The sequence below is a fragment of the Acidimicrobiales bacterium genome (assembly GCA_041394245.1).
Lineage (GTDB): Bacteria > Actinomycetota > Acidimicrobiia > Acidimicrobiales > Aldehydirespiratoraceae > JAJRXC01.
The window spans coordinates 1-22,188 of record JAWKIR010000003.1 but is presented as its reverse complement, the minus strand read 5'-3'; the positions used below and the strand labels follow the sequence as shown (position 1 = coordinate 22,188).

Genomic DNA, 22,188 nt, shown 5'->3' with positions numbered 1-22,188 from the left:
TGGTCTAACGCGGGTTGGCCTTGAGCCCCTCGAGGATCAGCTTCATCTCGTCGCCGACGTTGTCGGGCACCGTGTAGCCGTCCTCGTTCATGATCTCGTCGATGTTGGCCGCCACGGTGTCGATCGACAGGTCGCGGTCGAAGATGCCGGGGGTGACGCCGACGAAGGCGCGGGCGACCCGGCCCGCGGCGCAGGCGAGGATCTCGCCGTTGAGCTCGCAGCTCTCGTGGCAGAGGTAGCCGACCACGGCGGTGATGTGCTCGGGCTGGGAGTCGTCGGCGATCGATCCGAGCAGCCCTTCGGTCATCCGGGTGTCGGCCGTCGGCGCGATCACGTTGGCGTGGATGCCCTTGCGGCCGCCCTCCTGCTTGATCGCCCGGGCGAAGCCGACGAGGCCCATCTTGGCCGAGGAGTAGTTGGTCTGGCCGAAGTTGCCGTAGAGCCCGGCCGGCGACGAGGTCATCACGATGCGGCCGTAGCCGGCCTCGCGCATGTGCTGGAAGGCCGGCAGCGTCACGTTGTAGGCACCGGTCAGGTGCACGTCGATCACGGCCTGCCAGTTCTCGAGGGTCGAGTTGTGGAACGCCTTGTCGCGCAGGATGCCGGCGTTGTTGACCACGATGTCGAGTCGGCCGAACTCGGCGATTGCGCTCTCGACCATCGCCTTCGCCGCCGCTGGATCGGTCACCGAGTCGGTGTTGGCGAGGGCAATGCCGCCGGCCGCGGTGATCTCGTCGACCACGAGCTGGGCCGCACTGGAGTCGTTGCCTTCGCCGTCGACCGCGCCGCCGAGGTCGTTGACGACGACTATCGCGCCACGGCGGGCGAGCTCGAGGGCGTGAGCCTTGCCGAGCCCGTTGCCGGCGCCGGTGATGATCGCGACCCGCTCGTCGAATCGAAGCTCGCTCATGGTTCTTCCCTCTCTCCAGCCGCGATCGCCGCGGCCCATCGATAGTCGGCCTTGCCGTTGGGTCCACGAACCACTTCCGGCACGGCGATCACTGTACGCGGAAGCTTGTAGCGCGCGAGATGCCCGTCGCAGTGCTCGATCAACTCCTCGCGGGTGACCGGTGACGAGGTCGACACGACCGCGCACACCTCGTTGCCCCAGCGTTCGCTCGGTCGGCCGACGACCACGGCGTCGCGCACGGCCGGATGCGCATGCAGCACCGCCTCGACCTCCTCGACGAAGACCTTCTCGCCGCCGGTGTTGATGCACACCGAGTCGCGCCCCAGCAGCTTGAGTCGTCCGTCGGCCAACCACTCCGCCCGGTCGCCGGGCACCGAGTAGCGCACACCGTCGATGGTCGGGAAGGTGCGACGGGTCTTGTCGGCGTCGCCGAGATATCCCAGCGGGATGCGGCCGGAGCGGGCGAGCCAACCGGACGCGCCGGGCGCAGGTGGGACGGGCGCGGTCATGTCGTCGGAGATGATCCCCGTCCCGGGTCCGGGCTCGAACACCCCGGCCTCGATCTCGCCCTTGTCGGTGCTGACGTTGCGCCCCTGGGTGCCGCTCTCCGACGCGCCCATCGAGTCGATGATGCGCAGCCCCGGTCGATGGGCGAGGAACTCCTCCTTCACCCCGGTGGTCATCGCCGCGGCCCCGGTGGCGAGGACCTTCAGCGACGAGATGTCGTAGGGCGTGCCCGCGGTGACGGCGCGGTCGAGCTCGTCGAGGATCGGCCGCCCGAAGGCGTTGCCGATCACGATCATGAACGAGCACTTCTCCCGCTCGATCGTCTGCAGGACATCGGCCGGATCGAGCCGGTCGACGACATGGCCGAACACCACCGGATCGCCGCCCATCCACCCGAGCCAGGCCAGCCACTGGCCGCCGCCGTGCATGAGCGGCGCGGCGATGAGGTAGGGGAACACCCGCTCCTCGGCGGCCGATTCGGCCACGGCCTCGTAGCTGTCGAACTCCTCGCCGTTGCGGGGGTCGGCGCCGCCCATCGCGCCGACCCAGATGTCGGCCTGGCGCCACAGCACGCCCTTCGGAAGCCCGGTCGTGCCTCCCGTGTAGACCATGTAGAGGTCGTCGGGTGAACGCTCGAGGTCGGGTCGCTCCGCCGACGACTCGGCGAGCAGCGTCTCGTAGTCGACGGCGCCCTCCAGCAGCGGCTCGCCGCTCGTGTCGGCCACCTGGATCAGGGTGGCCAGCGACGGGAGGTGCGGCCGGATCTCGGCGATCACCGGCGCGAAGCAGGCGTGGTACACGATCGCCTTCGCGTCGGCATCGGTCAGCAGACCGATCAGTTCCTCGGCCACGTAGCGGTAGTTGACGTTGAGCGAGACCCCGCGTGCCTTCCAGGCGGCGAGCATGCCCTCGAGGTACTCGGGCCCGTTGTGGAGGTAGAGCGCCACATGGCCCTGTCCCGACTCCCACGGTTCGAGCTCTTCCCGCTCGGTGTGGCAGCCGACGCCCGCGTCGATGAGGGCATTGGCCAGGCGGTTCGCTCGATCGTCGACCTCGGCGAACGTGAGCCGCCGAGCGGGGGTGATCACCGCCTCCCGGTCGGGGATCCGCGCCGCGATCCGCTCGAAGACCGTCGCGATGTTGGCGTCGAAGCTCACCCTGGGGAATCTAGGTTCCCGGCCGCCTGGCGGTGTGATCAGCCCGGCCAGTCGATCGAGTTCGGCTCGCGAGGGCGCAGGGTCGCGTCGAATCGTGAGCCCGAATCCATCGCCCTCGTCGCGGGGGATGATGTGGAGATGGGCATGGAACACCTCCTGACCGGCTTCCTCGCCGTCGGCGTAGAACAGGTTGACGCCCAGCGGTGCGAGTTCGCTCGCACGAACGGCGACGTTCAACTGTTGTGCCACCACCATCATTTCCACCGCATCCGCCGGGTCCACATCGGCGAGATCGGCATGGTGCGCCCTCGGGATCACCAACAGGTGGCCGGGCGTCACCGGGTCGATGTCCATGAACGCGAGGATGCGGTCCGATTCGTGCGCGATGCTCGCCGGTGTTTCAGGCGGCGTCGGGCCAGTGGGTGAGGTGGTCGGGGATGGGGGTGCCGTCGGGGCGGGTGAGTTTCCATTCGCCGGACTCGGTGCGCCAGGTGTGGAAGCCGTGTTCTTTGGTGCGGTTGTGTTTCCCGCAGCCGGGTGCCCCGTTGGCGGGGCTGGTTCTGCCGTGTCGACGCCACGGGGTGAGGTGGTCGATGTGGCATTTGGAGGCGGGGATCCAGCAGCCGGTCCAGTAGCAGGAGGCTTCGGTGAGCAGGGCGGCGTCGCGGGCGTTGCCGGTGAAGAGCCGTGAGCGGCGGCCGAGGTCGATGACGACTCCGGCGGTGTTGACGACGACGCGGCGGACGTGGTCGACGAGTGAGTGGGCGACGATCTCGGCGGGGTTGACGTAGCGGCCGTCGATGGTACGGGAGAACCGGTTGCGGTCGGTCGCATCGATCGGCGGCGCGTCCGCGCCGGCCAGGCGGGCCGCGTGGTGCTCGTAGGTGGTGTCGTCGATGACGAGGTCGGTGCAGGTGCCGAGGGGTTGGCTGTCGGGGCCGACCGCGGCGCCGCGGCGGACGAGTTGCATGAAGGCGTCGTAGCGCAGCTGCGCTGTTGTGCGCGGGAGGTGTTGGCGCCAGTTGTCGCCGTGTTCGGTTTGGGCGGTTTCGATGTCGGCGAGGCGCAACGCGTCGACCAACCGGTCGAGTGTTTCGTCGAGTTGGGCGCCGTCGACACTCATCATGCGGCCGCGGAGGTCCCAGAACCCGTTGAAGTCCTGCACGGTGTCGATCGAGCGGCGTCGCCAGCGCCGGTTGGCCTTGTCCTGCGCGCCGTCCTGATCGACCCGGTTGACCCACTCGACACAGAACGCGTCGAACTCGACGAACTCCATCTGCCGGGCCGCGAGCAGGAACTCGTCTTCACACACCGCCACGTATTCACGCACCCGCGGGTTGGCCCAGACCGCGGCGATGCGCCGCACCTGGTCGGTGCCGACCAGCCCGTCGGCGTAGCACTCGGCCACCGCCGGCAGATCCCGCAGACACTTCATCACCCGATCGCGCTGGGTCGCCTCGGGCCCCGACAGGTGGGCATGGAGGCGCATCATCGTCTTGGCCGAGAAGTGCGCGTCGGCCACGAACACGCCGGACCGGTCGATGCGATCCAACAAGGCGATCCGTTGCGCATCGAGCCGCCGCGCTTCACGCTCGAGCCGCGCGATCTCTGCGGCTGCCACATCCGCATCGAAACCCACCTCGGAACCGAACATACGTTCGATACTACGCCGCCCCTGTGACAGCGCTTCCGCCCGTTCAGGCCGGTGTCTCGGCCATCATCCTTGCCTCGGCCAGCATCCGCGCTTCGTCGAGCTTGCGGGTCTTCTCGGGTATGGCCAGCGCCTCGATGTCGAACGGCATCAGGTGCACGCCACCCAGCGAACGACGAGCGCCCAGGCGATGCACGAAGGCCAGCAGCACGGCCACACCCTGGAACATCTCGTTGGGCACCGGTGTCCCCACATCACACACCCGGAAGAGGGCCCGAGCCAGCGGACGGCACTCCACCACCGGCACCGAACGGGCCAGCCCGTCCGCTCGGATCTTGAGGGCCTTGGCACCGACACCCTTGTCGATGACGACCGGCACGCCGATCGCCTCGTCGTAGCGCAACGCAACGGAGTAGTGGGTCGGGTTGACCACGATCACGGTGGCCGGTGCGGAGTTCGCCAACATCCGATTGCGTGACATCTGGCGCGCCGCCTGTCGCATCCGCCCCTTGATGTGGGGGTCACCGTCGGATTGCTTGTGTTCGTCCTTGATCTCCTGCTTCGACATCTTCAGGTCGCGCAGGTGGTTTCGACGCTGCATGGCGTAGTCGAGCGCGGCGATGAGCAGACCCAGGACGCCGACGAGCCGGGCGAGGTCGATGAGCTTCCCACCGAGGTAGGCCAACGAGGCGCCGATCTCGAACTGCGGCCGGCCGGTGAGATCGTCGGCCACCCCCATCACCAGCGGGATGGCGACCATCGCCACCATCGCGAGTCGCAACGCTGCCTTCACCGCCTCCCACTGCCCCCGAGGGGACGCGATCCGCTTGAGTCCCGCCACCGGATTCAGGCGCTTGAACTGGGGCTTCATGGCCTTCGAGCTCAGCATGAAGCCGGTCTGGCCGAGCGTTGCGACCAGGGCGATGAACGCGGCGCCGATCAGGATCGGGAGACAGAGCTGGAAGATGTCGCCGAGGGCCCCGCTGAGCTGTGCGGACGCCGCTTGCGGGCTCGGATCGGCGGCAACGGTCCGTACCTGGGCGAACCGAGCGGAGAGGACGTCGCCCGCCGTCCCGAGGTAGGCGGGCATGATGAACGTCGCCGAGACCACCAGGAGCCACGGGACGAGGTCCTGCGACCGGACGACCTGACCCTCCTTGCGGGAGTCCTTCTTCTTCTTCTCGGTCGGCTTCTCGGTCTTCGACGTCTTGTCACCGGCCATGGGTCACCACAGTCCCATCGCGGCGCGGGTGGCCCGGTCCGCCAGATTGTCGACCGCCCACGGCAATACGGCCAGCCCCGTGCCGAGCAGCAGGACGAGAACGAGGGCCTTGGCGGTCAGACCGAGCATCAACACGTTGGCCTGCGGCGCCGCCCGGGCCAACAACGCGAGCCCGATCTCGGTGATGAGCAGTACCGCCGCGATCGGGAACGCGATCTCGAGCGCGGCGACGAAGAAGACGCCCAGCCCTTCGACCAGGACGCTGCCCAGATGATCCAGGGTCGGCCCCGACAACGGGGCGGCATCGAACGAACGCATGTAGCCGTTGAGGATCAACAGGTGGCCGCCGCCGACGAACAGCAGCACCGTGGCCATCAGCCCGTAGAAGCGGGCGATCGGCGCGTTCTGCGAGCCCGACAACGGGTCGTACACGGCACCGATCGACAGGCCGCTGGCGAAGTCGATGAACGAACCCGCCACCTCGAACGCGACGAAATAGAGACGGATGACGAACCCGAGCGCCGCGCCGATGAAGACCTGATAGCCGATCACGAACACCAGCGAGCCGATGCCGAGATCGACGTCGGCCATCGGGATGCGATCCGCCATCAACCAGGCGAGCCCCACCGAGAGGGCCACCCGGATACGCGGCGTCAGCACCGCGCCGGCGAACGGCGGCGCAGTGGACAGCCACGCAACGGTTCGTACCATCGCCAACAAGAACGCGACCAGCGCCTCGAGCGACAGTTGACCTTCGATCACGGGATCGTCGACTCAGCCCTGGACGATCACGCGACGAGACGAGGGATGCTGTCGAAGAGCCCCTCGGTGAACGAGATCATCTCCTGCATCATCCAACCGCCGCTGAGCAGCAGCACGCCGCCCACCGCGATGAACTTCGGCACGAACGCCAGCGTGGGCTCGTTGAGTTGTGTGGCGCTCTGGACGAGACCGACCAGCAGACCCACCAACAGCGAGGTGAGCAGCACGGGGGCCGCGAGTTTGGCGGCCGCCATCATCGCCTGAGAGGCGATCTCGAGGACCATCGTGTCATCCATTGGGGAACTCCGGTTTCGTTGCGAACAGTGGGTCGGGGGAATCGAAAAGAGGGCGCGCGCGGGCGCGCGCACGCCTATGTCGTGTTGAAGCTGGTGATGAGCGTCTCGGCGAGGAGGACCCAGCCGTTGACCATCACGAACAGGAGGATCTTGAACGGCAGGGAGACGAAGACCGGCGGCAGCATCATCATGCCGAGCGACATCAGCACCGAGCTGACGACCAGGTCGATGACCAGGAACGGCATGAAGACGACGAAACCGATGATGAAGGCGGTCTTGAGTTCGGAGAGGATGAACGCCGGCACGAGCGCCGACATCGACACGTCCTCGGGACCTTCCGGAGCGACCGCGGAGTCTTCCGCGGCCAGCATCAGCTCGAGCTCGTCGGTGCCGACGTTGGCGAACATGAACTCGCGCAGCGGCTCGACTGCGGCGTCGTAGGCCTCTGCCTGGGTCAACTCGCCCTCCAGGTAGGGCTGGAGCCCGTCCTCGTTCATGGCCTTGAGCGTGGGGCCCATGATGAAGATGCTGAGGAACAGCGAGAGTCCGACGACCACCTGGTTGGGCGGCACGCTCTGCACGCCGAGCGCGTTCCGCACGAGGGAGAACACGATCACGATGCGGGTGAAGCTGGTCAGCATGATGACCAGCGACGGCGCGACGCTCAGCAATGTCAGGCCGATGATCAACACCACCGACTCGCTGGGTACGGCGCCGTCTTCTTCACCGCCCAGGTCGATGTTCAGCGAGATGCTGTCGCCGTTTCCGTCGGTCGGAGCGGGCGCGTCCTGACCGGGCACGACCGCCACCGGCAGCTCGATCTCCGGCGGCGCGGGGACATCCTGCGCGGCGACCGGCGCAGCCATCCACAGCGCCGCGAATGCGATCGCGAACGCCAAGATGACCGTCACCGGCGACCGGTGGCGGCAATCGGCCCGCAAGCGGGCGCGGCGGGTCACCGGGTCAGGTACGGCGGACGGACCATTCCCGGAGCATCTCGATCAGATTCATCCCTGGTGGGGTTGCGCCGTCCGGTGCAACCATCGACGACGTCCTGTCGTCGGCTGTCTGAACATTCTCCGAGTCCGAAGCCGTCGGCTCCGGCTCGGACGGCAAGAGGTCATCGCCCTCTGCCAGCACTTCGACCGTGTGCTCGTTGGCACCGACGAGGATCGTGCGATCCCCGACCTGGAGCAGCGCGACCGTGGTCGCTCTCCCCAGCTGTTCACGGCTGCGGACCGTGATGGCTCCCTTGGCGCCGAAGCCGAGGCCCAGCCCCTTGGGTCGCTTGGCGGCCCACGCGAGCGGGGCGATCATGCCCAGGACGATGCCCAACGAGACCACGAGGCGGAACACCATCGAGATCACGGAGACGTCGGCGAGCATGAGCGGAGCGGTCATCAGAGGGCGTCGTCGATCCGACCGACGATCTCGGTGATCCGAATGCCGTACTCGTCCTCGATCACGACGACCTCGCCGCGAGCGATCAGCGCGCCGTTGACGACCACGTCGACGGGGGCGCCGGCGGTGCGGTCGAGTTCGACGATCGACCCGACCGTGAGCTGGAGGATCTCCGCCACCGAGAGCTGGGTGTGGCCGAGGACGGCGCTGACTTCGAGCGGAACCTCGCGGAGCACGCCGAGCGAGAGGAGCCCGCCGGCGAAGTCGTCCTCGTCGAGGTGGCGGCGTTCGTTGGTCGGCGCAGGAGGAGCTTCGGTGACGAAGCCGACGAGCGCAGGGCCCTGGGCGCCTTCGATGACGAGCACCGAACCGTGGGCCGAGGCGGTGTCCGTGCTGCCGAGCTCGGCGGGCTGGACGCCGAGCGACGCGGCGAAGTGTTCGAGCACGCCGGCCGGATGGCCGAGACCGTCGGAGACGTCGACCAGCACCACCCGCGCCGACGAGGTGAGGAACTCCCAGCTCCGGAAGTCGGGGCGGAGCTCCGGCGCGGTGTCCATTGCAGCGACATTGACCGTGGTGCCGTTGTCGGGTGTGACGAAACTCTCCCCGATGACAGCGAGGCGGCCGAGGTCGACCCCGTCCGTTGTCGTGTCAGTCATGACAGAAGTCCTTTCGTGGAACTGCTGGGCTCGCCGACCACGGCGCACGCAAGTCGATTGCGACGCACCGTCGGTCGAACGATGAGGGTGGGACGACCCGCGATCATCAACATCGGGGCCGTGTCGGCGTCGATACCGGTCTGCAGGACGTCGCCGACCTTGAGCGCGCTGATGTCGCCGGCGGCGATCGTCGTGGTCGGTAGCGCCACGGTGACCGGAATCGGCACACGCAGGATGCTGCGGCGAATCGGGGAGGAACGGACGAGGGCCTCGGCGGTCGCCTCCCGTTCGAGGTCGGAGAGCGACGCGAGGATCGGCACGATCGCTTCCTGCGGATAGCAGATGATGATCGTGATGTCGTCGTCGCCGAACGTGAAGAGCAATTCGAGGACGACCACGGCGTCCTCCCCCGGAACGAGCTTGACCAGCTGGTTGTTCAACTCGCTGCGGGCGAACTCCAACCCGAGCGGGTGATACGGCCGGAAGGCCGCGGTCATCACGTCGAGGATGCGGGGCAGGTAGTCCTCGATGAGGCAGGCATCGACGATGGTGAGGTTCCGCTCGGGACCCTTGGTCGTGCGGAGCATGCAGTCCACGAGGCGCAGGGCGGTGGCACCGGGCAGCAGGATCGCGCAATCGCCATCGAGCGCATCAGACGAGACGATGCCGTGATAGGTGCGGGCCGGCAGCGAATCGATGAACTGCTGGTAGCGGGTCTGCTCGAGGCTCACGACCGACCCGCGGACGTCGTGCTCGAACAGCGCACCCAGTACCTGCTCGAGGTCCCGGGCGATCGATTCGTGGATACGACGAAGACCGCCGGCCGCCTCTCGCCCCAGACGTTGCGGAACGCCGAAGTCGTACGGCGCCACGTCGCTTCTCCCCATCGAGTTACCCACGGGACACAGGTTCGTGCGCTTGCTCGCCGATATGAGATGGCGAAGGGCACTCCTTCGCAAATGGGCCGTTCGGCCCAGTCGGCGCGCTCATACACCGCTGCCGACCGCCGATGCTGCCGGCCGATGAACAGCTTTCAGACCACGACTGCGGATCCCGTCGACGCCGCTGGCGCGATCGCCCGATTCGGCGACCTGCCGACCCTCGCCCCCGTGGCGTTCGAGGTGCTCCGCCTGGCCGACGACGACCGCGCCACCCTCGACGACATCGGCCGGGTGATCAGCCGCGACCCCGGGCTCTCGAGCCAGATGCTGCGGGTCGCCAACTCGGCGATGTACGGCATGGGTGGTGAGGTCACGAGCCTCAGCCGTGCCGCCGCCGTTCTGGGGTTGCGCACCGTCAAGCTGCTCTCGCTGAGTTTCTCGGTGGTGACCCGACCCGACGAAGGCGACGCTCTCGGCCAGCGTCTCTGGCGTCACACCCTCATCAAGTCGGCCCTCTCCCGCATGCTGGCCGACACATACCAGCGGCGCCTCGCCGACGAGTGCTTCATCGCCGGCCTGCTCGGCAACATGGGCAAGCTCGTCCTCGAGACGGAGCCCCGATACGTGGCGCTCCGTGGCGACGCGCCGTGGATCGACGGCGCCGACGAGCTCGCGACACTCGGCGTGACGAGCAATGACGTGGCCGCCCAGGTGCTGGAGGGTTGGGGTCTCCCGGAGCTGCTCGCCGACGCGATCCGCCACACCGACGATCCCCACACGCTCGAAGGCCCGGCCGGTGCGATCGCCCGGATCCTCCAGGTGGCGGATGCCGCGGCTCGCTTCCTGACCGCAGACGAGGCCGAGGGACCCGCTGCCCTCACGGCCTTCAAGCTCAGCGCGCAGACGCAGTTGCAGCTCGACGAGGGCGGCGTCGACGAGTTCCTGACCGGAGCTGCGGCCGCGGTCGACGACATCGCCACCATGTTCAAGACCGACGCCCTCACCCACATGCCCGTCGGCGAACTCCTCACCCGCGCCAAGGGTGAGCTCGCCCGGATGTCGCTCGACATGGTCGCCGCGCTCTCGGCCCAGGAGTCTCGCAGCGAGGCACTCGCTTCGGAGAACGAACGACTCGCGACCGAGGCGCTGACCGATCCGTTGACCCAGCTCCCCAACCGTCGGTCCTTCGAGCAGACCCTGAGCCGCGAGATCAACTCGCGGCTCCGTCGCCCGCAGCCGACGTCGCTCGGCCTCCTGATGATGGATCTCGACAAGTTCAAGTCGGTGAACGACACCCACGGACACCAGGCCGGCGACGACGTCTTGCGGGGATTCGCGGCCCGCTTGAGTCTCCACACCCGTCGCGACGAGTATGCGGCACGAGTCGGCGGCGAGGAGTTCGTGATCGTCATCCCGGTGACCGACCCCGACGAGATCGAGCTCGCCGCGGAGCGATTCCGCAAGTGCGTCGCCAGTTCGCCGTTCGACACCTGTGTGGGTCCCCTCCCCGTGACCGTGAGCATCGGGGTCGCGTCCACCGCCGATGTCGACGAGAACACCGCGACCACCCTGTACGAAGCCGCCGACCGGGCGCTCTACGTGGCAAAGGAAGCGGGTCGCAATCGCTTCGCGGTTGCCCCGGTGCAGTGACTCCCGCGCCCTCATGTGGCCGCCGCCCACTCCGATGCTGGGATTGAAGGAGGCCAAGGACATGGACGCGTTCCCCGTGCAGCCGACCAGCCACACATCGATCCGAGTCGTGCTCATCGCGGGCGCCGGCCCGGTCGGGTTGACCGGCGCCATCGCGCTGCTCGATCAGCTGCCGGAGCTGCGATGCCCCGTCGTCGTCAGCGTGCGCGGCGCGTCGATCGACCACCTGCAGACGCACATCGACGGCGTGCGCTCTCGCTGGGCGACACACGGCGCGCTGCTCGACGACGCGGCGTTGTGGATCTCTCCCCCGAATCGTCACACCTACATCCGAGACGGCCGCTTCGAGCTCAGCGGCGATGAGAGCACCGCGCCGGCCACGATGCCGTCACTCGGCAAGCTCTACCACTCCCTGCGGGTCGAGTTCGGTTCCCGGGTGTTCGCCGTCGTCATCGACGAGACCGAGCCGAACTCCCCCACGCTCCGTCTCCTCGCCCAACGCGGGGCTCGAGTGGTCAGTCCCCTCGAATGCGGACCCGGCGACATCGCACACCACCGGTCGAGTCAGGAGATCGTCACGTACCTGTCCGAGCATCTTGCTGCGACACCCCGAGACGCGGCGGCGATCGCATGAGCGACGACATGCAGCCCGGCGAAGCGACCTACAGCAACATCCGCACGCTGTTCGGCTCGACCCACAGAACGGCTCGATGGCACCTGAGCGACGAAGTCGACGTGCTCACCGCATTCGGCCGTTCCAGTTTCGATCTGCGGTTGGTCGAGACGACGGGGCGCCCGACCGTCGAGATGTCCGTGACCTGCATCCTCGGCACGGTGAGCCTCGTGGTTCCGCCCGGCACCCTCGTGGTTCTCGACGGCACCTCGTTTCTCGCCCGCGCCGCGTGTGAGGTCGAACCGGGTCCCGTCTCGGCGCTCCCTCGCATCGAGGTCACCGCGACCACCATTCTCGGACGCGTCAAGATCGTGTCCCGAGACGGCGAGGTCCTCCCCGAGGCGCTCGGCGCTCCCGCGGGCTCCGCAGACCACGACACGCCGTCGGCCGATGCCGCCGAAGCACACGACGAATGGGGCGAGGCGCTCAGCGTCGGGGTCGATCTCGAGAACGACGATGACGACGCGGCGGGACCGGCGGACGACGACTCCGCACCGCTGGCGTCCTGACCGACACCGTCGTCAGGACTGCTGGCGTCGCTTCTGTTCGTACATGCGGTAATCGGCCCGAGCCAGCGCATCGGCCACCTCGATGCCCGCGCCGGCGACGCTCCAACCGGCACTCACGCCGATGTCGACCGGGCCGTGGGCGGTGGCATAGGTACCAGCGACCGAGCGGACGACACGGTTCGTCATCTCGACGAGTTCGCCATCCGACGGGAGATCGACGAAGGCGACGACGAACTCGTCCCCGCCGAATCGAGCGACCTCGTCGCCGGGCCGCACACAGCGGCGCAACCGTTCGGCGACGCTGCAGAGCAGCGCGTCGCCCGCGGCATGGCCGTGGACGTCGTTCACGGCCTTGAAGCCATCGAGATCGAGATAGCCGAGACCGACCGAGCGGCCCCGCTCGAGATGGTCCGCCACTCGGCTCTCGAGCCCCCGCCGATTGAGAAGGCCGGTGAGCGGGTCCTGGGAGGCCTCCCGCCGAAGCCGCTCGACCCGCACCCTGCCGTCGGTGATGTCGCGCAACACGACCATCCAACCCGAGACGATGGGGTCGTCACGGAGGTCGTGACCGGTGAGGTGGAACCACCGGCCACGCGGCCCGCGCACTTCCGCCGGCAGTTGCGAGAGCGGAACCGGCGGCCCGACGGGATCGTGGGAGACCAGCTCGAGTCCTTCGGGTGTCGACACGAGCGGAACCGGAGCACCGCGCAAGCCCTCGACAGTGCGCCCGACGGCCTCGGCCGCTCGTTCGCTCACGAACGCGATGTGACCGGTGTGGTCGACCACGAACGCTCCGTCGGCCAGATGGTGGACGAGCATCCGGAAGAGGTGCTCGCTCGAACGGAGTTGCTCCTCCGCGGCCTTGCGGTCGCCGATCTCCCGCAGGTTGAGCACATAGGCCCGCACCGCTGGGTCGGCCGTCGCATCGCTCAACACCGCCTCCATCCAGACCGGCTCGCCCTGAGGGCGACGGAGGCGGAGCTCGGTGAAATGGGGCCCGTCCTCGCCGGCTGCCTTCTCGAACAGGCGGCGGACCTCGGGAAGGTCGCGGGGATCGACATGCCAGAGCGCGCGGCTCCCGCGTAGCTCGTCCGATGCGACGCCCAACAGCGACGCGAGGTGATCACTGGCGTGGGTGATCGTGAATCCCTCCGGTTCGACGACCGCAATCGACTCGTGGCCGTTGCGCAGGACGGCCCGCCAGTACGCGTCGTCTCGCCCGGCGCGCTCGCGGAGCTGTTCCCGAAGCGTCACATCGGCCCGGGTGAGCAGCGTCGACCCGTCGGCCAACCGCCGATCGACCCGGTGTTCGACCAGCCGCCATCGATCGCCGTCGGACCAGCGCAGGATCGCGTGCGCGTCCTCGACGTCGACGTGGGCGATCAGCGCGTCGAGGCCCTCGGCGTCGTCCGGGTGCAGTTCGAGGTGATAGCCGCGAGGCTCCTCGTCGGGGTCGTCCCGGCCCATCACCGCCACCGGCGGGAGGCTCACCTCCGAATCGGTCATCCGACTGTGGGGTTCTCCGCGTCCACCGGCGCATCACCCGGCAATACGAGCGGTGCGAAGGGGTCGCGGACGTCGGGCGTCGGTTCCCATGACACATCCACCGGTTCGGCCTCGACATAGCGGCCGACCGGCGCGGGCGGCTCGACGTCCGACCCTTCGTCGGGCATCACCAGCCCGCGACCCATCCATGCCGCGGCGACGAGCCCGCCGACCACGAAGATCCGTGAACCGCTCACGAGACGCTCCCCTCGTCGATGCCGACATCGTCGAACTCGTCCAGACCGGCATCGTCGAACTCATCGAAGAGTTCGTCGTCGACCGGGACGAGTTCGTCGGTGGTGAAGACCCGCAGCTCGAGATCGATCGCGAGCGTGCCGCTCACCTCATCGAACCCGACCGCGATCGCCTCGGCCACGACGAGACGGGGAAGATGCGACAGTCCGTCCAGGAACCGGATTGTCTCGGCGAAACCGCCGTTGAGCGCCACGGCGATGATGACGCTGGACGTTCCCACCGGCGTTGCGAGATCGTCGAAGGAGTTCAGCGTCGACGTCGGGATGATGTCGACCAGGTCGATGCCCACCTCGATCGAGAGGGCCTCGAGGTCGAGGATGAACTCGGCCAGCTGAAGATCCGGGGGAACCTCCGCCGCGTGACGCGCCTGTTCGTCGCGCAGTTCATCGACCGACGAGACGGCAACGTCGAGGTCGTCGATCTCCCAGGTCAGATCGTCGACCAGCCGGAGGGCGGACTCGGTCCGCGCCTCGGCCTGCGATGCATCCGATCGGGCCGGGAACCATCCGATCGCGGCGCCGACGACGACCACCGCGACAGCCGGCCCGGCCAGGCGGAGAAGCCGAGACGACATCACGATGCCTCCTCGTCGAGGCCGAGCGAACGAGGTGTCGCCGCGTCAGGGGTGAGCTTCCCCTCCCCCACGAACGCCACCACCGGTAGCTCGTTCTCTCCGTAGACGGATGCCGTGGACTGGACGAGCCACACATCGTCGATCAGGTCGAGGGATTCGACGGCGAGCAACCATTGCGCGGCTCCGCCCTGGTCCAGGGCGACGCCGCTGAAGGTCGCCGTCGCGTCCTCCTGCTCACCCAGCGAAGTTGCAAGCGGACGCCGCAGCGTCAGCCCGGTGAGGAAGGTCTCATCGGGGATGGTCTCGGCTACTTCGTCGAGCACCCGTTGGAACCACACTTCGCCGGAGAGGGCGTCGACGCGAACACTGCGCTGGACCTGCACATCGGCGTAGAGCTCGGAGATCTCGTCGAACGTGTCGGCCTGTGCCGCGAGCACGTCGGCCTGCACCTCCGCGGCCGTCGCCCGCTCGTCGGCCATGTCCGCGTCGGCACGAGCCGTCTCGACCAGACGCACGACCGGGACGAGCGCGAGGACTCCGGCGATGATGCCCACCCTGAGATCGCGACGTTTGCGGTCTCGCTCGGTGATCGAGGGCACGTCGAGGTGCACGATGCCGGGCACCCGGTCGAACGAGCCGAGCGCGACGCCGGCTGCGGTCATGAATGCGGCAAAGGAGTGTTGCGCCGGCCACCAACTCGGCGTGTCGACGACCGAGACGGGGGCGTCGACACCCGCCGCCATCAACGACACCAGCGTCTCGTCGGCACCGTACGCGCCCGTGAGTTCGACCCCGAGTCCGAGTGCGTCGCCGTGCTGCTGCGACTCCTCGAAACGAATCGCCGCGGCGACCTCTTCGGCCACGGTCCGGAAGCGGCGTACCCGCGGATCGGTGTTCTCCGCCACGCGGGCACCGAGGCCGAGACGGAACTGATCGACGCTGGCCAACGCCTCTTCGAGTTCGTCCGCCGCCTGCACGGACCGGTCACCACCGCCACCGGTCAGGACGCGGGTGACCGTCGCCCTCCCGTTGCGGCGGACGACGATCGTCGTGCTGGCCCCGTCGACGCTGACGATGGTGCTGTCGGAGGAGCCGGAGGCGCCGATGCCGAGCGCAGTCGACGAGAGGGTCACGTCGCGGAGTTTCAAGCCGGCCTGGGCCACCGCGTCGGCGAGGTCCTCGACCGTGCGGCGCCGCACCGCGACGACGACCACATCGACACTCTCTTCGTCGCGTGCCACCTCCTGCACCGTCGTGATCGCCTCGTCGAGCGGATAGGGGAGATAGGTGCTCAGCTCGTAGCGCGCCGCGTCGACCACGTCGTCGGCGAGCGTGGTCGGGACGGCGAGGCGTCGGAAGGTCGCATCACGGCCGTCGATGCCGAAGGCCACGTGGCGGGTCCGGAAACCGCCCTCTTTCCACAGGGACCGCAGGGCAACGGAGAACGCTTCGTGGTCGACGATACGACCATGGTCGGTGATCGCCGGATCGATCGCGATCTCCGCACACTGCACCGACCGGGGATGGGCGATGCCGTGACGAATCTGGGTTCCCCGAATGACGTCGCCGTCGAGCACGACGCCGACGATGTTGGTCGAGCGGGATCGACGTCTGTGCATGCCGGGCAACCTCCTTCCGCGTTGGATCGGGACGAGTGTCGGCATGCTTCTGACCGACATCAGCTCGAAACGGACGGAAGTGCGGCGATTCGAAGAAGATGACCTCGGGGCCGACCGCGATGGCCCGTTCGGATCATGCGCTCTCGAACCAACGACCCGATGCTGCGGCGGTGAACCGGCTCACCACTCCGTGTGCGACCACGGCGGTCGGCGACGACGCCGGTCGGTCCATCCTCGAAGCGGTGGTCGCGCTGGCCCTCGTGGCGATCGCCGTCATCAGTTGGGGACGGCTTTCGGTCACTTCGGCGCGCACCGAGGCCACGGTCGCCCATCGCGAGATCGCCCTCGAGCTCGCGACCAACTCGCTCGAGGAACTGCGGCTGCGGCCATGGGACACCGCAGCGATCGACCCCGAGAGCAAGGGCGCGCTGCGAGACTTCGAAGGACGACCCACGGTGCAGGGCAAGGGCGGCGTTCCTGCCCGTGTCGACCAGGTCCGAGACGGTCGAGAGTTCACCGTCACCACACACATCACCGACCCGGGGAGCGCCGCCTGGCGCAACGCGATCGTGATCGTGGAGTGGGCCGAGGGCGAACGAACCGCCCGACTCCGGCTGGACAGCGCGCTCCGACGACCCGACGCCGCAGTGTCGCGATGAGGCGGAGGACCGCTCCGACCGGCGCCGGCGGCGACCGCGGCACCACGCTCGTGGAGGCCGTCGTCGGGGTCTTGCTCGCGGCCATGGCGGCCGGGTTGCTCGCCCAGTTGATGACCAGCGCCGCCCGCGCCACCCCCGACGACACGATCGAGCCGGATGTCGCGCTGGCCGCCGACCTCTTCTCCCGCGACGTACGCGAGGCCGGCCATGTCGAGGTGATGACCAGCCGCGGGCGAGTGACCGCCGTGACCCTCGTCTCCGATTCGGCCAAGGTGGCCTGGTACGTGAAGGGCGAGACACTGCTCCGCGTCGCCGATCCGCGTCCGACACCGAGGACGATGGCGGTCGGACTCGACGACTCGAGCGGGTTCATCCTCAAGGGGGCCAACGGATCGAAGGTGGACCCCGACGACGCGAACGCCGTCCGGTGGTGCACTCGACTCGTCGAGCTGACGCTGGTCGGCGACGACTGGACGGCCGTTCGCGCCAGCGCCCTTCGGGTCGAGAACGACGCGGGGGCTTGTGCATGAGGCGCGCACCCGACCGCTCTCCCGCCACCGACCGCGGCGCCGCGCTGCTCATCGCCGTGGCGGCGCTCGCCCTCGTCGCCCTGCTCGGAGCGGCCCTCCTCGCCAACGCCCAGGCCGAAGTACGTCGAGCCGAACGGCTCGTCGACCGGACCGAAGGCGACCAGCTGATCGAGATCGCCGTCGCCGAGGCTTGGGCCGAGATCGTGGCCGGAGCAACCCGTGAGTTCACCGATTCGGGCACGGCGACCGGCGGCCGGTGGTCGCTCGTGGCCACGCCCGGCGACGAACGCTGGACCGTTCGAATCGACGCCAGGACCGACGACGACCGGATCGCAGGACAGATCATCGTGTCCCGCGAACCACTGTCGCCCTACACCCTGGTCGTGAACGACGCGAAGACCGGACCGCTCAGCGGACTCGTCGAGGGCAGGGTCGGCATCAGGGGCGAGGCGACGTTCGCCGGTCGGTCGCTCGGCGACGTACAGGAACTGATCGGGCCGTCGGCGCAGTGCAACGGCTGCTCGAACCCGATCGAGGTCGAACCGACCGACATCGCCATCGCGCCCCCGGAACTCCCGAAGGCCCCCTGCCCCGCCGTCGACGGCGCGATCACGGGGAAACTCGCCGGAGGCTACGACTACATCTGCGCGTCGCCCCGATCGATCGTGATCACGGGCGAGGTGGCCGCCGACGGCCAGGTGACGCTCTCCTTCGGTGCCGACGTCGAGCTGGTACTCGAGGGCGCGGTCGTCAACGTGGGCGGTTCGCCCGCCGACTTCTTCATCCGCACCGATTCGCGCTCGGACGCGGCGGTCACCGCGCGCAAGAGCGAGTTCCACGGCATTCTCACCGGCTCCGACGGTGGGCTCCGCACGGACGGACTGCGCTGGGAGGGCACGATCGCCGTAGGGACGCTGCGCAGCGCCGACGGATCGGAGCTGACCGGCAGGTGGAGCGACGATCTCGTCGCGCTCGGCTTCGGTGGGTGGCGGATCACCGAGTGGCGGACAACCCGACCATGACACGGCGCGAAGTGGCCGAAAGGCTCAACCCGAGGCCGCTGAGGCCGACACTGGAACGACAGAACTCTCGACTAGCAGGGAACCGATGGACAGCGCACTGATCAGCCGGACCGACATCATCGCGGCAGCAGACACGATCGAGCCGCTCCCGGCATCCATCTCCCGATTGATGAGCCTGGTCTCGTCATCGGACTACGACGCCGCGGCGATCGTCGACGTGATCACCCACGATCCCGCCCTTGCCGCCGACGTCTTGATCCGTGCGAACTCGGTCATGTCGGCCTCGCGCTCGGTGATCGGCGATCTCAAGCAGGCCGCCGCCCGCATCGGTGCCAACGCGATCGTGGAGATCGCGATGCGACGCACGATGCAGAGTCGCCTCTCCGGGGCCGTGCCCGCGTACGGGCTCGGCCCGAACGACCTGTGGCGTCATGCCGTGACCGCGTCGGTGGCCGGCGATGTCATCAGGAAGGCGGCGACCCAACCCGTCGCGCCGATGATCTCGACAGCCGGCCTCCTGCACGATGTCGGCAAGATCGTGATCGCCAAGTGTCTCCCGCCCGCGCTCACCGACTCGATCGTCGATGCGGCGGCCATGGACGGCATCGGCGTCTGGGAGGCCGAACGCCAGGTACTGGGTATCGACCACGGCGAGGTCGGCGGCGTCGTCGTCCGCACGTGGGGCCTTCCGGTCAGCGTCCAGACTGCGCTCATGCAGCATCACGCCACGTCGGCGGACTCGTTCACCCACGCCCTGATGCTCGCCGATCATCTCGCCCACGCCGTCGACGACCTGTCCGACGACCCGGAAGAGGACGACGTCTCTCCGTGGCTCGTCGACGCCGAGGTGCACGCGGCCGCCGTCGGGATCGCGGCCTCGAAGCTGCCGTCGCTCGTGGCGACCACCGCCGAACTCGCCAGCGACGTCGTCGCGAGCTTCACCGACTGAGTCCGCTCCTCACGACCCCCGGCTGCTGCCGGCCGTCGATGTCGGCCGGCGGCGCGACTCGCTCCGAGGAGCTGGATTCGCCGGGACTCAGCCCGCAGCGGCGAGAACTTCTTCGGGCGTGGTCAGCCCGGCGATCACCTGGCGCAGACCCGCCTCGCGGATCGGCATGAGGCCGGCCGCGACTGCGGCGTTGTGGACCTCGAACACCGGCGCACGACGCACGACCAGATCGCTGAGCTCGTCGCACCAGGGCATGACCTCGTGGATCGCCAGACGACCACGGAACCCGGTCCGTGCGCAACGCTCACAACCCTGTCCCCGACGAATCGTGACGGAGCCGTCCTCCTCGACCAGATCGAGCGGGAAGCCGATCGCTGCCACCAGGGCCGGATCGAGTCGTTCGGGCACCGCACACGCGGTGCAGACCCGGCGGACCAGTCGCTGCGCCGTGACCGCACGGATGGACGCCGCGACGAGGTAGGGCTCGACGCCCATCTCGACGAGCCGCACCGGCGCGGACGCCGCACCGTTGGTGTGGACGCTCGACAGTACGAGGTGCCCGGTCAACGACGACTCGACCGCGATCTGCGCCGTCTCGGCATCGCGGATCTCGCCGACCAGCATGATGTCGGGGTCGAGGCGAAGAAAGGAGCGCAGCACACGAGCGAACGTCAGGTCGGCCTTGGTGTTGACCTGGACCTGCTTGAGTCCGTCGAGTCGGTACTCGACCGGGTCCTCCACGGTCACGATGCTGCGAGCCGGGTCGTTCAGCTGCTGCAGTGCGGCGTAGAGCGTGGTGGTCTTTCCCGAACCGGTCGGCCCGGTGACGAGAACGATGCCCCACGAATGATCGAGGGCCGACTGGAGGGGCGCGAGCTGGGGAGGGAGAAGGCCGACCCGATCGATCGACGCGAGTGCTGCATCCGTGCGGAGGATCCGCAGGACCGCGCTCTCGCCGTGGACCGTCGGCGCGGTGGCGACGCGGATGTCGACCCGCTCGTCGCCCGCCTGGACGCTGGCTCGACCGTCCTGGGGAAGCCGGCGCTCGGCGATGTCGAGTCCGGTCATGACCTTGATGCGGGCGAGAAGACCGGCCTGAAGACTGGGCGGCGGGTCCAGTGCGTCGTGCAGGACCCCATCGATGCGGAAGCGGATGCGGAGTCCCGACCCCGACGGCTCGACGTGGATGTCCGAAGCTCGCTCCTGGATCGCCTTGGCGAGGAGCAGGTCGACGAAGCGCACGATCGGCGCATCGGCACCGGGGTCGCCCGCCGAGCTCGTGACCATCGGGACGTCGTCGACATCGTCGGCCGCGGCGAGGAGCACCTCGCGCACCTTGCTGTCGGCGGAGGCGCCCCTGGCGATGACCCGACTGATCTGTTCGGGATCGGCGAGCACGGTGCGGACGGGGGCACTCAGGATGTTGCGGATGTCGTCCTTCGCCACCACGTCGACCGGGTTGGCCATCGCGACGACGATCACGTCCCCATCGGCCGCGACGGGCACCGCGCGATGCCGCTCGGCGATCGAGGCCGGGATCCGCTGGACGAGCTCCAGGTCGACGGGTGCACCGTCGAGTTCGAGATAGTCGAGGCCGAACTGCTCGGCGAGCGCACGGAGCAGGCCCGTCGGAGGGATGAGTCCCTCCTCGAGCAACACCTCGCCGAGACGCTTGCCCTGCACCCGCTGTGTCGCGAGCGCGCGCGACAGCTCCTCCTCGGTGACCAACTCGAGGTCGACGAGGATCTCGCCGAGTCGGCGGCGGGTCGCGACAGTGGGAATCGTGGACATCGCGCACAGTGTCGTCACCCTCGGCCGCGCGATGAGAGCGCCGCCCTCGGAACATGAAACCTCTGCTCGGCGTCATGCCGACCGGCAACGTGCCGACACTGCCGTGATTCGAAGGAGGTCCCTGGTGTCGCGCCACAGTGACCGGCCGGACTCGGCCACACCCACGAGCAGCCTCGAGCACGCCCACTACGAGCGGGGCCTCGACGACGACGCGCGCTCCTGGCTCGAGGACGAACTGGCTGCGGTCGCCGCGGCCGCAACCGCTCCCGAACCGGCCACCGCCCGCCCGGCGCCCCCGAGGGACGTCGATCCTCGACTGCGCGCCCTGCTCGAGCTGACCGAGCGTCGCGGCGCGAGCGACCTCCACCTCTCGACCGGTTCGGGTGCCAGCCTCCGACACGACGGTCTGATCCGCCCGCTCACCGACATCGACGCACTCACGCCGGCCGACCTCGCGACGATTCTCGAATCGGCGCTCGCCGTCACCGGCAGGGGCCGGCTGGGCGACGACGGCAGCGTCGACGGTGTCATCGCCCTTCGATCGGGCACCCGGGTGCGCATGAACCTGTACCGCCGCGACGACGGGCTGGCGGGGGCGTTCCGCATTCTCCCCGACACCGTTCCGTCGCTCGAGGCCCTCGGGCTTCCCCCTGCGGTGGCCGATCTCGCCGGCGCGCCACGAGGGCTCCTCCTCCTCACGGGCGCGACCGGATCGGGGAAGACCACGACGATCGCCGCCCTGATCGAACAGGTCATCGGTCACCGCGCCGTGCACGTCATCACCCTCGAGGACCCGATCGAGTATCGCTACACGACACCGGTCGCCCTCGTCACCCAACGCCAGATCGGCGACGATGCATCGAACTTCCCCAGCGGGTTGCGTCAGGCGCTCCGCCAGGACCCCGATGTCATCGTCATCGGCGAGATGCGCGACACGGAGACGATCGCCGCAGCGCTGACCGCAGC

At 68.6% G+C, this 22,188-nt stretch carries 23 protein-coding genes and 1 pseudogene; 8 read left to right on the top strand and 16 right to left on the bottom strand.

All coding sequences use genetic code 11. The annotated features are described in order from the left end of the window. Positions 1-4: 4 nt before the first annotated feature. The 11 genes and pseudogenes from R2707_14690 to R2707_14640 all read right to left on the bottom strand — a co-directional run bounded on the left by R2707_14690 (position 5) and on the right by R2707_14640 (position 9,452). Positions 5-910, bottom strand: coding sequence for an SDR family NAD(P)-dependent oxidoreductase (locus R2707_14690; GenBank protein MEZ5246346.1), 906 nt, complete (start codon positions 908-910; stop codon positions 5-7). Beyond that, positions 907-2,574 (bottom strand): acyl-CoA synthetase, encoded by a 1,668-nt coding sequence (locus tag R2707_14685; protein MEZ5246345.1) that lies wholly within the window; start codon positions 2,572-2,574, stop codon positions 907-909. The genes R2707_14690 and R2707_14685 overlap by 4 nt, the downstream gene beginning before the upstream one ends. Positions 2,575-2,700: 126 nt before the next feature. Continuing rightward, a pseudogene (locus tag R2707_14680) lies at positions 2,701-2,964 on the bottom strand (HIT domain-containing protein). Positions 2,965-2,974: 10 nt separating this feature from the next. Next, the gene (locus R2707_14675) at positions 2,975-4,228 is read right to left on the bottom strand and encodes a DUF222 domain-containing protein (protein MEZ5246344.1); all 1,254 of its coding nucleotides are present in this window, start codon (positions 4,226-4,228) and stop codon (positions 2,975-2,977) included. 43 nt (positions 4,229-4,271) lie between these two features. Continuing rightward, on the bottom strand, positions 4,272-5,447 hold the full coding sequence (locus tag R2707_14670; protein MEZ5246343.1) for an EscU/YscU/HrcU family type III secretion system export apparatus switch protein: 1,176 nt from the start codon (positions 5,445-5,447) through the stop codon (positions 4,272-4,274). A 3-nt stretch (positions 5,448-5,450) separates the two neighbouring features. Beyond that, on the bottom strand, positions 5,451-6,209 hold the full coding sequence (locus R2707_14665; protein ID MEZ5246342.1) for a flagellar biosynthetic protein FliR: 759 nt from the start codon (positions 6,207-6,209) through the stop codon (positions 5,451-5,453). 26 nt (positions 6,210-6,235) lie between these two features. Then, positions 6,236-6,505: a flagellar biosynthesis protein FliQ gene (fliQ, locus tag R2707_14660; GenBank protein MEZ5246341.1), complete on the bottom strand. Its 270-nt coding sequence runs from the start codon at positions 6,503-6,505 to the stop codon at positions 6,236-6,238. Positions 6,506-6,579: 74 nt separating this feature from the next. Next, positions 6,580-7,416: a flagellar type III secretion system pore protein FliP gene (fliP, locus tag R2707_14655; protein ID MEZ5246340.1), complete on the bottom strand. Its 837-nt coding sequence runs from the start codon at positions 7,414-7,416 to the stop codon at positions 6,580-6,582. Positions 7,417-7,468: 52 nt separating this feature from the next. Further along, entirely contained in the window at positions 7,469-7,906 is a 438-nt protein-coding gene (locus tag R2707_14650) for a flagellar biosynthetic protein FliO (GenBank protein ID MEZ5246339.1), read from the bottom strand. After that, the gene (gene fliN / locus R2707_14645; protein MEZ5246338.1) at positions 7,906-8,565 is read right to left on the bottom strand and encodes a flagellar motor switch protein FliN; all 660 of its coding nucleotides are present in this window, start codon (positions 8,563-8,565) and stop codon (positions 7,906-7,908) included. Before fliN ends, R2707_14650 begins: the two co-directional genes overlap by 1 nt. Further along, positions 8,562-9,452, bottom strand: a complete 891-nt coding sequence (locus R2707_14640) for a FliM/FliN family flagellar motor switch protein (protein MEZ5246337.1) — start codon at positions 9,450-9,452, stop codon at positions 8,562-8,564. Before R2707_14640 ends, fliN begins: the two co-directional genes overlap by 4 nt. A 135-nt stretch (positions 9,453-9,587) precedes the next feature. Between R2707_14640 and R2707_14635 the strand changes: the two genes are divergently transcribed. The 3 genes from R2707_14635 to R2707_14625 all read left to right on the top strand — a co-directional run bounded on the left by R2707_14635 (position 9,588) and on the right by R2707_14625 (position 12,278). After that, positions 9,588-11,096: a GGDEF domain-containing protein gene (locus R2707_14635; GenBank protein ID MEZ5246336.1), complete on the top strand. Its 1,509-nt coding sequence runs from the start codon at positions 9,588-9,590 to the stop codon at positions 11,094-11,096. Between the two features lie 61 nt (positions 11,097-11,157). Then, positions 11,158-11,730 carry a hypothetical protein gene (locus R2707_14630; protein MEZ5246335.1) on the top strand — a complete coding sequence of 191 codons (573 nt, stop codon included), beginning with the start codon at positions 11,158-11,160 and terminating at the stop codon, positions 11,728-11,730. Beyond that, positions 11,727-12,278: a hypothetical protein gene (locus R2707_14625; GenBank protein MEZ5246334.1), complete on the top strand. Its 552-nt coding sequence runs from the start codon at positions 11,727-11,729 to the stop codon at positions 12,276-12,278. Before R2707_14630 ends, R2707_14625 begins: the two co-directional genes overlap by 4 nt. A 12-nt stretch (positions 12,279-12,290) precedes the next feature. On the opposite strand, the gene R2707_14620 is transcribed toward R2707_14625, so the two are convergent. Genes R2707_14620 through pilM form a run of 4 tightly spaced genes read right to left on the bottom strand, consistent with a single transcriptional unit; the run spans position 12,291 to position 16,271 of the window. Further along, complete coding sequence (locus R2707_14620) at positions 12,291-13,784, bottom strand: diguanylate cyclase (GenBank protein MEZ5246333.1); 1,494 nt, start codon at positions 13,782-13,784, stop codon at positions 12,291-12,293. After that, the gene (locus R2707_14615; protein ID MEZ5246332.1) at positions 13,781-14,020 is read right to left on the bottom strand and encodes a hypothetical protein; all 240 of its coding nucleotides are present in this window, start codon (positions 14,018-14,020) and stop codon (positions 13,781-13,783) included. The genes R2707_14620 and R2707_14615 overlap by 4 nt, the downstream gene beginning before the upstream one ends. Next, positions 14,017-14,652, bottom strand: a complete 636-nt coding sequence (locus R2707_14610) for a hypothetical protein (GenBank protein MEZ5246331.1) — start codon at positions 14,650-14,652, stop codon at positions 14,017-14,019. The genes R2707_14615 and R2707_14610 overlap by 4 nt, the downstream gene beginning before the upstream one ends. Further along, positions 14,652-16,271 carry a pilus assembly protein PilM gene (pilM, locus tag R2707_14605; GenBank protein MEZ5246330.1) on the bottom strand — a complete coding sequence of 540 codons (1,620 nt, stop codon included), beginning with the start codon at positions 16,269-16,271 and terminating at the stop codon, positions 14,652-14,654. The genes R2707_14610 and pilM overlap by 1 nt, the downstream gene beginning before the upstream one ends. Positions 16,272-16,369: 98 nt before the next feature. Here pilM and R2707_14600 point away from each other — a divergent pair, with 98 nt between their 5' ends. From R2707_14600 to R2707_14585, 4 genes are all read left to right on the top strand, one after another. Further along, positions 16,370-16,930, top strand: coding sequence for a hypothetical protein (locus R2707_14600; GenBank protein ID MEZ5246329.1), 561 nt, complete (start codon positions 16,370-16,372; stop codon positions 16,928-16,930). Next, positions 16,927-17,460, top strand: a complete 534-nt coding sequence (locus R2707_14595; GenBank protein ID MEZ5246328.1) for a hypothetical protein — start codon at positions 16,927-16,929, stop codon at positions 17,458-17,460. Before R2707_14600 ends, R2707_14595 begins: the two co-directional genes overlap by 4 nt. Next, positions 17,457-18,482 carry a hypothetical protein gene (locus R2707_14590; protein ID MEZ5246327.1) on the top strand — a complete coding sequence of 342 codons (1,026 nt, stop codon included), beginning with the start codon at positions 17,457-17,459 and terminating at the stop codon, positions 18,480-18,482. Before R2707_14595 ends, R2707_14590 begins: the two co-directional genes overlap by 4 nt. An 85-nt stretch (positions 18,483-18,567) precedes the next feature. Beyond that, complete coding sequence (locus R2707_14585; protein MEZ5246326.1) at positions 18,568-19,431, top strand: HDOD domain-containing protein; 864 nt, start codon at positions 18,568-18,570, stop codon at positions 19,429-19,431. A gap of 87 nt (positions 19,432-19,518) precedes the next feature. Here the strand turns inward: R2707_14585 and R2707_14580 are convergent, their stop codons facing one another. Beyond that, on the bottom strand, positions 19,519-21,222 hold the full coding sequence (locus R2707_14580) for an ATPase, T2SS/T4P/T4SS family (GenBank protein ID MEZ5246325.1): 1,704 nt from the start codon (positions 21,220-21,222) through the stop codon (positions 19,519-19,521). Positions 21,223-21,346: 124 nt separating this feature from the next. On the opposite strand from R2707_14580, the gene R2707_14575 reads away from it, so the two are divergent. Beyond that, positions 21,347-22,188, top strand: an 842-nt coding sequence (locus R2707_14575) for an ATPase, T2SS/T4P/T4SS family (protein ID MEZ5246324.1), incomplete at its 3' end; no start/stop codon positions are given.

Bases quoted from the DNA above. Each gene is read 5' to 3' on its own strand.
- R2707_14585 (MEZ5246326.1), top strand. From the start codon at position 18,568: ATGGACAGCGCACTGATCAGCCGGACCGACATCATCGCGGCAGCAGAC.
- R2707_14675 (MEZ5246344.1), bottom strand. From the start codon at position 4,228: ATGTTCGGTTCCGAGGTGGGTTTCGATGCGGATGTGGCAGCCGCAGAG.
- R2707_14630 (MEZ5246335.1), top strand. From the start codon at position 11,158: ATGGACGCGTTCCCCGTGCAGCCGACCAGCCACACATCGATCCGAGTC.
- R2707_14690 (MEZ5246346.1), bottom strand. From the start codon at position 910: ATGAGCGAGCTTCGATTCGACGAGCGGGTCGCGATCATCACCGGCGCC.
- pilM (MEZ5246330.1), bottom strand. From the start codon at position 16,271: ATGCACAGACGTCGATCCCGCTCGACCAACATCGTCGGCGTCGTGCTC.
- R2707_14610 (MEZ5246331.1), bottom strand. From the start codon at position 14,652: ATGTCGTCTCGGCTTCTCCGCCTGGCCGGGCCGGCTGTCGCGGTGGTC.
- R2707_14620 (MEZ5246333.1), bottom strand. From the start codon at position 13,784: ATGACCGATTCGGAGGTGAGCCTCCCGCCGGTGGCGGTGATGGGCCGG.
- fliN (MEZ5246338.1), bottom strand. From the start codon at position 8,565: ATGACTGACACGACAACGGACGGGGTCGACCTCGGCCGCCTCGCTGTC.
- R2707_14625 (MEZ5246334.1), top strand. From the start codon at position 11,727: ATGAGCGACGACATGCAGCCCGGCGAAGCGACCTACAGCAACATCCGC.
- R2707_14640 (MEZ5246337.1), bottom strand. From the start codon at position 9,452: ATGGGGAGAAGCGACGTGGCGCCGTACGACTTCGGCGTTCCGCAACGT.
- R2707_14580 (MEZ5246325.1), bottom strand. From the start codon at position 21,222: ATGTCCACGATTCCCACTGTCGCGACCCGCCGCCGACTCGGCGAGATC.
- R2707_14635 (MEZ5246336.1), top strand. From the start codon at position 9,588: ATGAACAGCTTTCAGACCACGACTGCGGATCCCGTCGACGCCGCTGGC.
- R2707_14595 (MEZ5246328.1), top strand. From the start codon at position 16,927: ATGAGGCGGAGGACCGCTCCGACCGGCGCCGGCGGCGACCGCGGCACC.
- fliQ (MEZ5246341.1), bottom strand. From the start codon at position 6,505: ATGGATGACACGATGGTCCTCGAGATCGCCTCTCAGGCGATGATGGCG.
- R2707_14650 (MEZ5246339.1), bottom strand. From the start codon at position 7,906: ATGACCGCTCCGCTCATGCTCGCCGACGTCTCCGTGATCTCGATGGTG.
- R2707_14590 (MEZ5246327.1), top strand. From the start codon at position 17,457: ATGAGGCGCGCACCCGACCGCTCTCCCGCCACCGACCGCGGCGCCGCG.
- R2707_14670 (MEZ5246343.1), bottom strand. From the start codon at position 5,447: ATGGCCGGTGACAAGACGTCGAAGACCGAGAAGCCGACCGAGAAGAAG.
- R2707_14600 (MEZ5246329.1), top strand. From the start codon at position 16,370: ATGACCTCGGGGCCGACCGCGATGGCCCGTTCGGATCATGCGCTCTCG.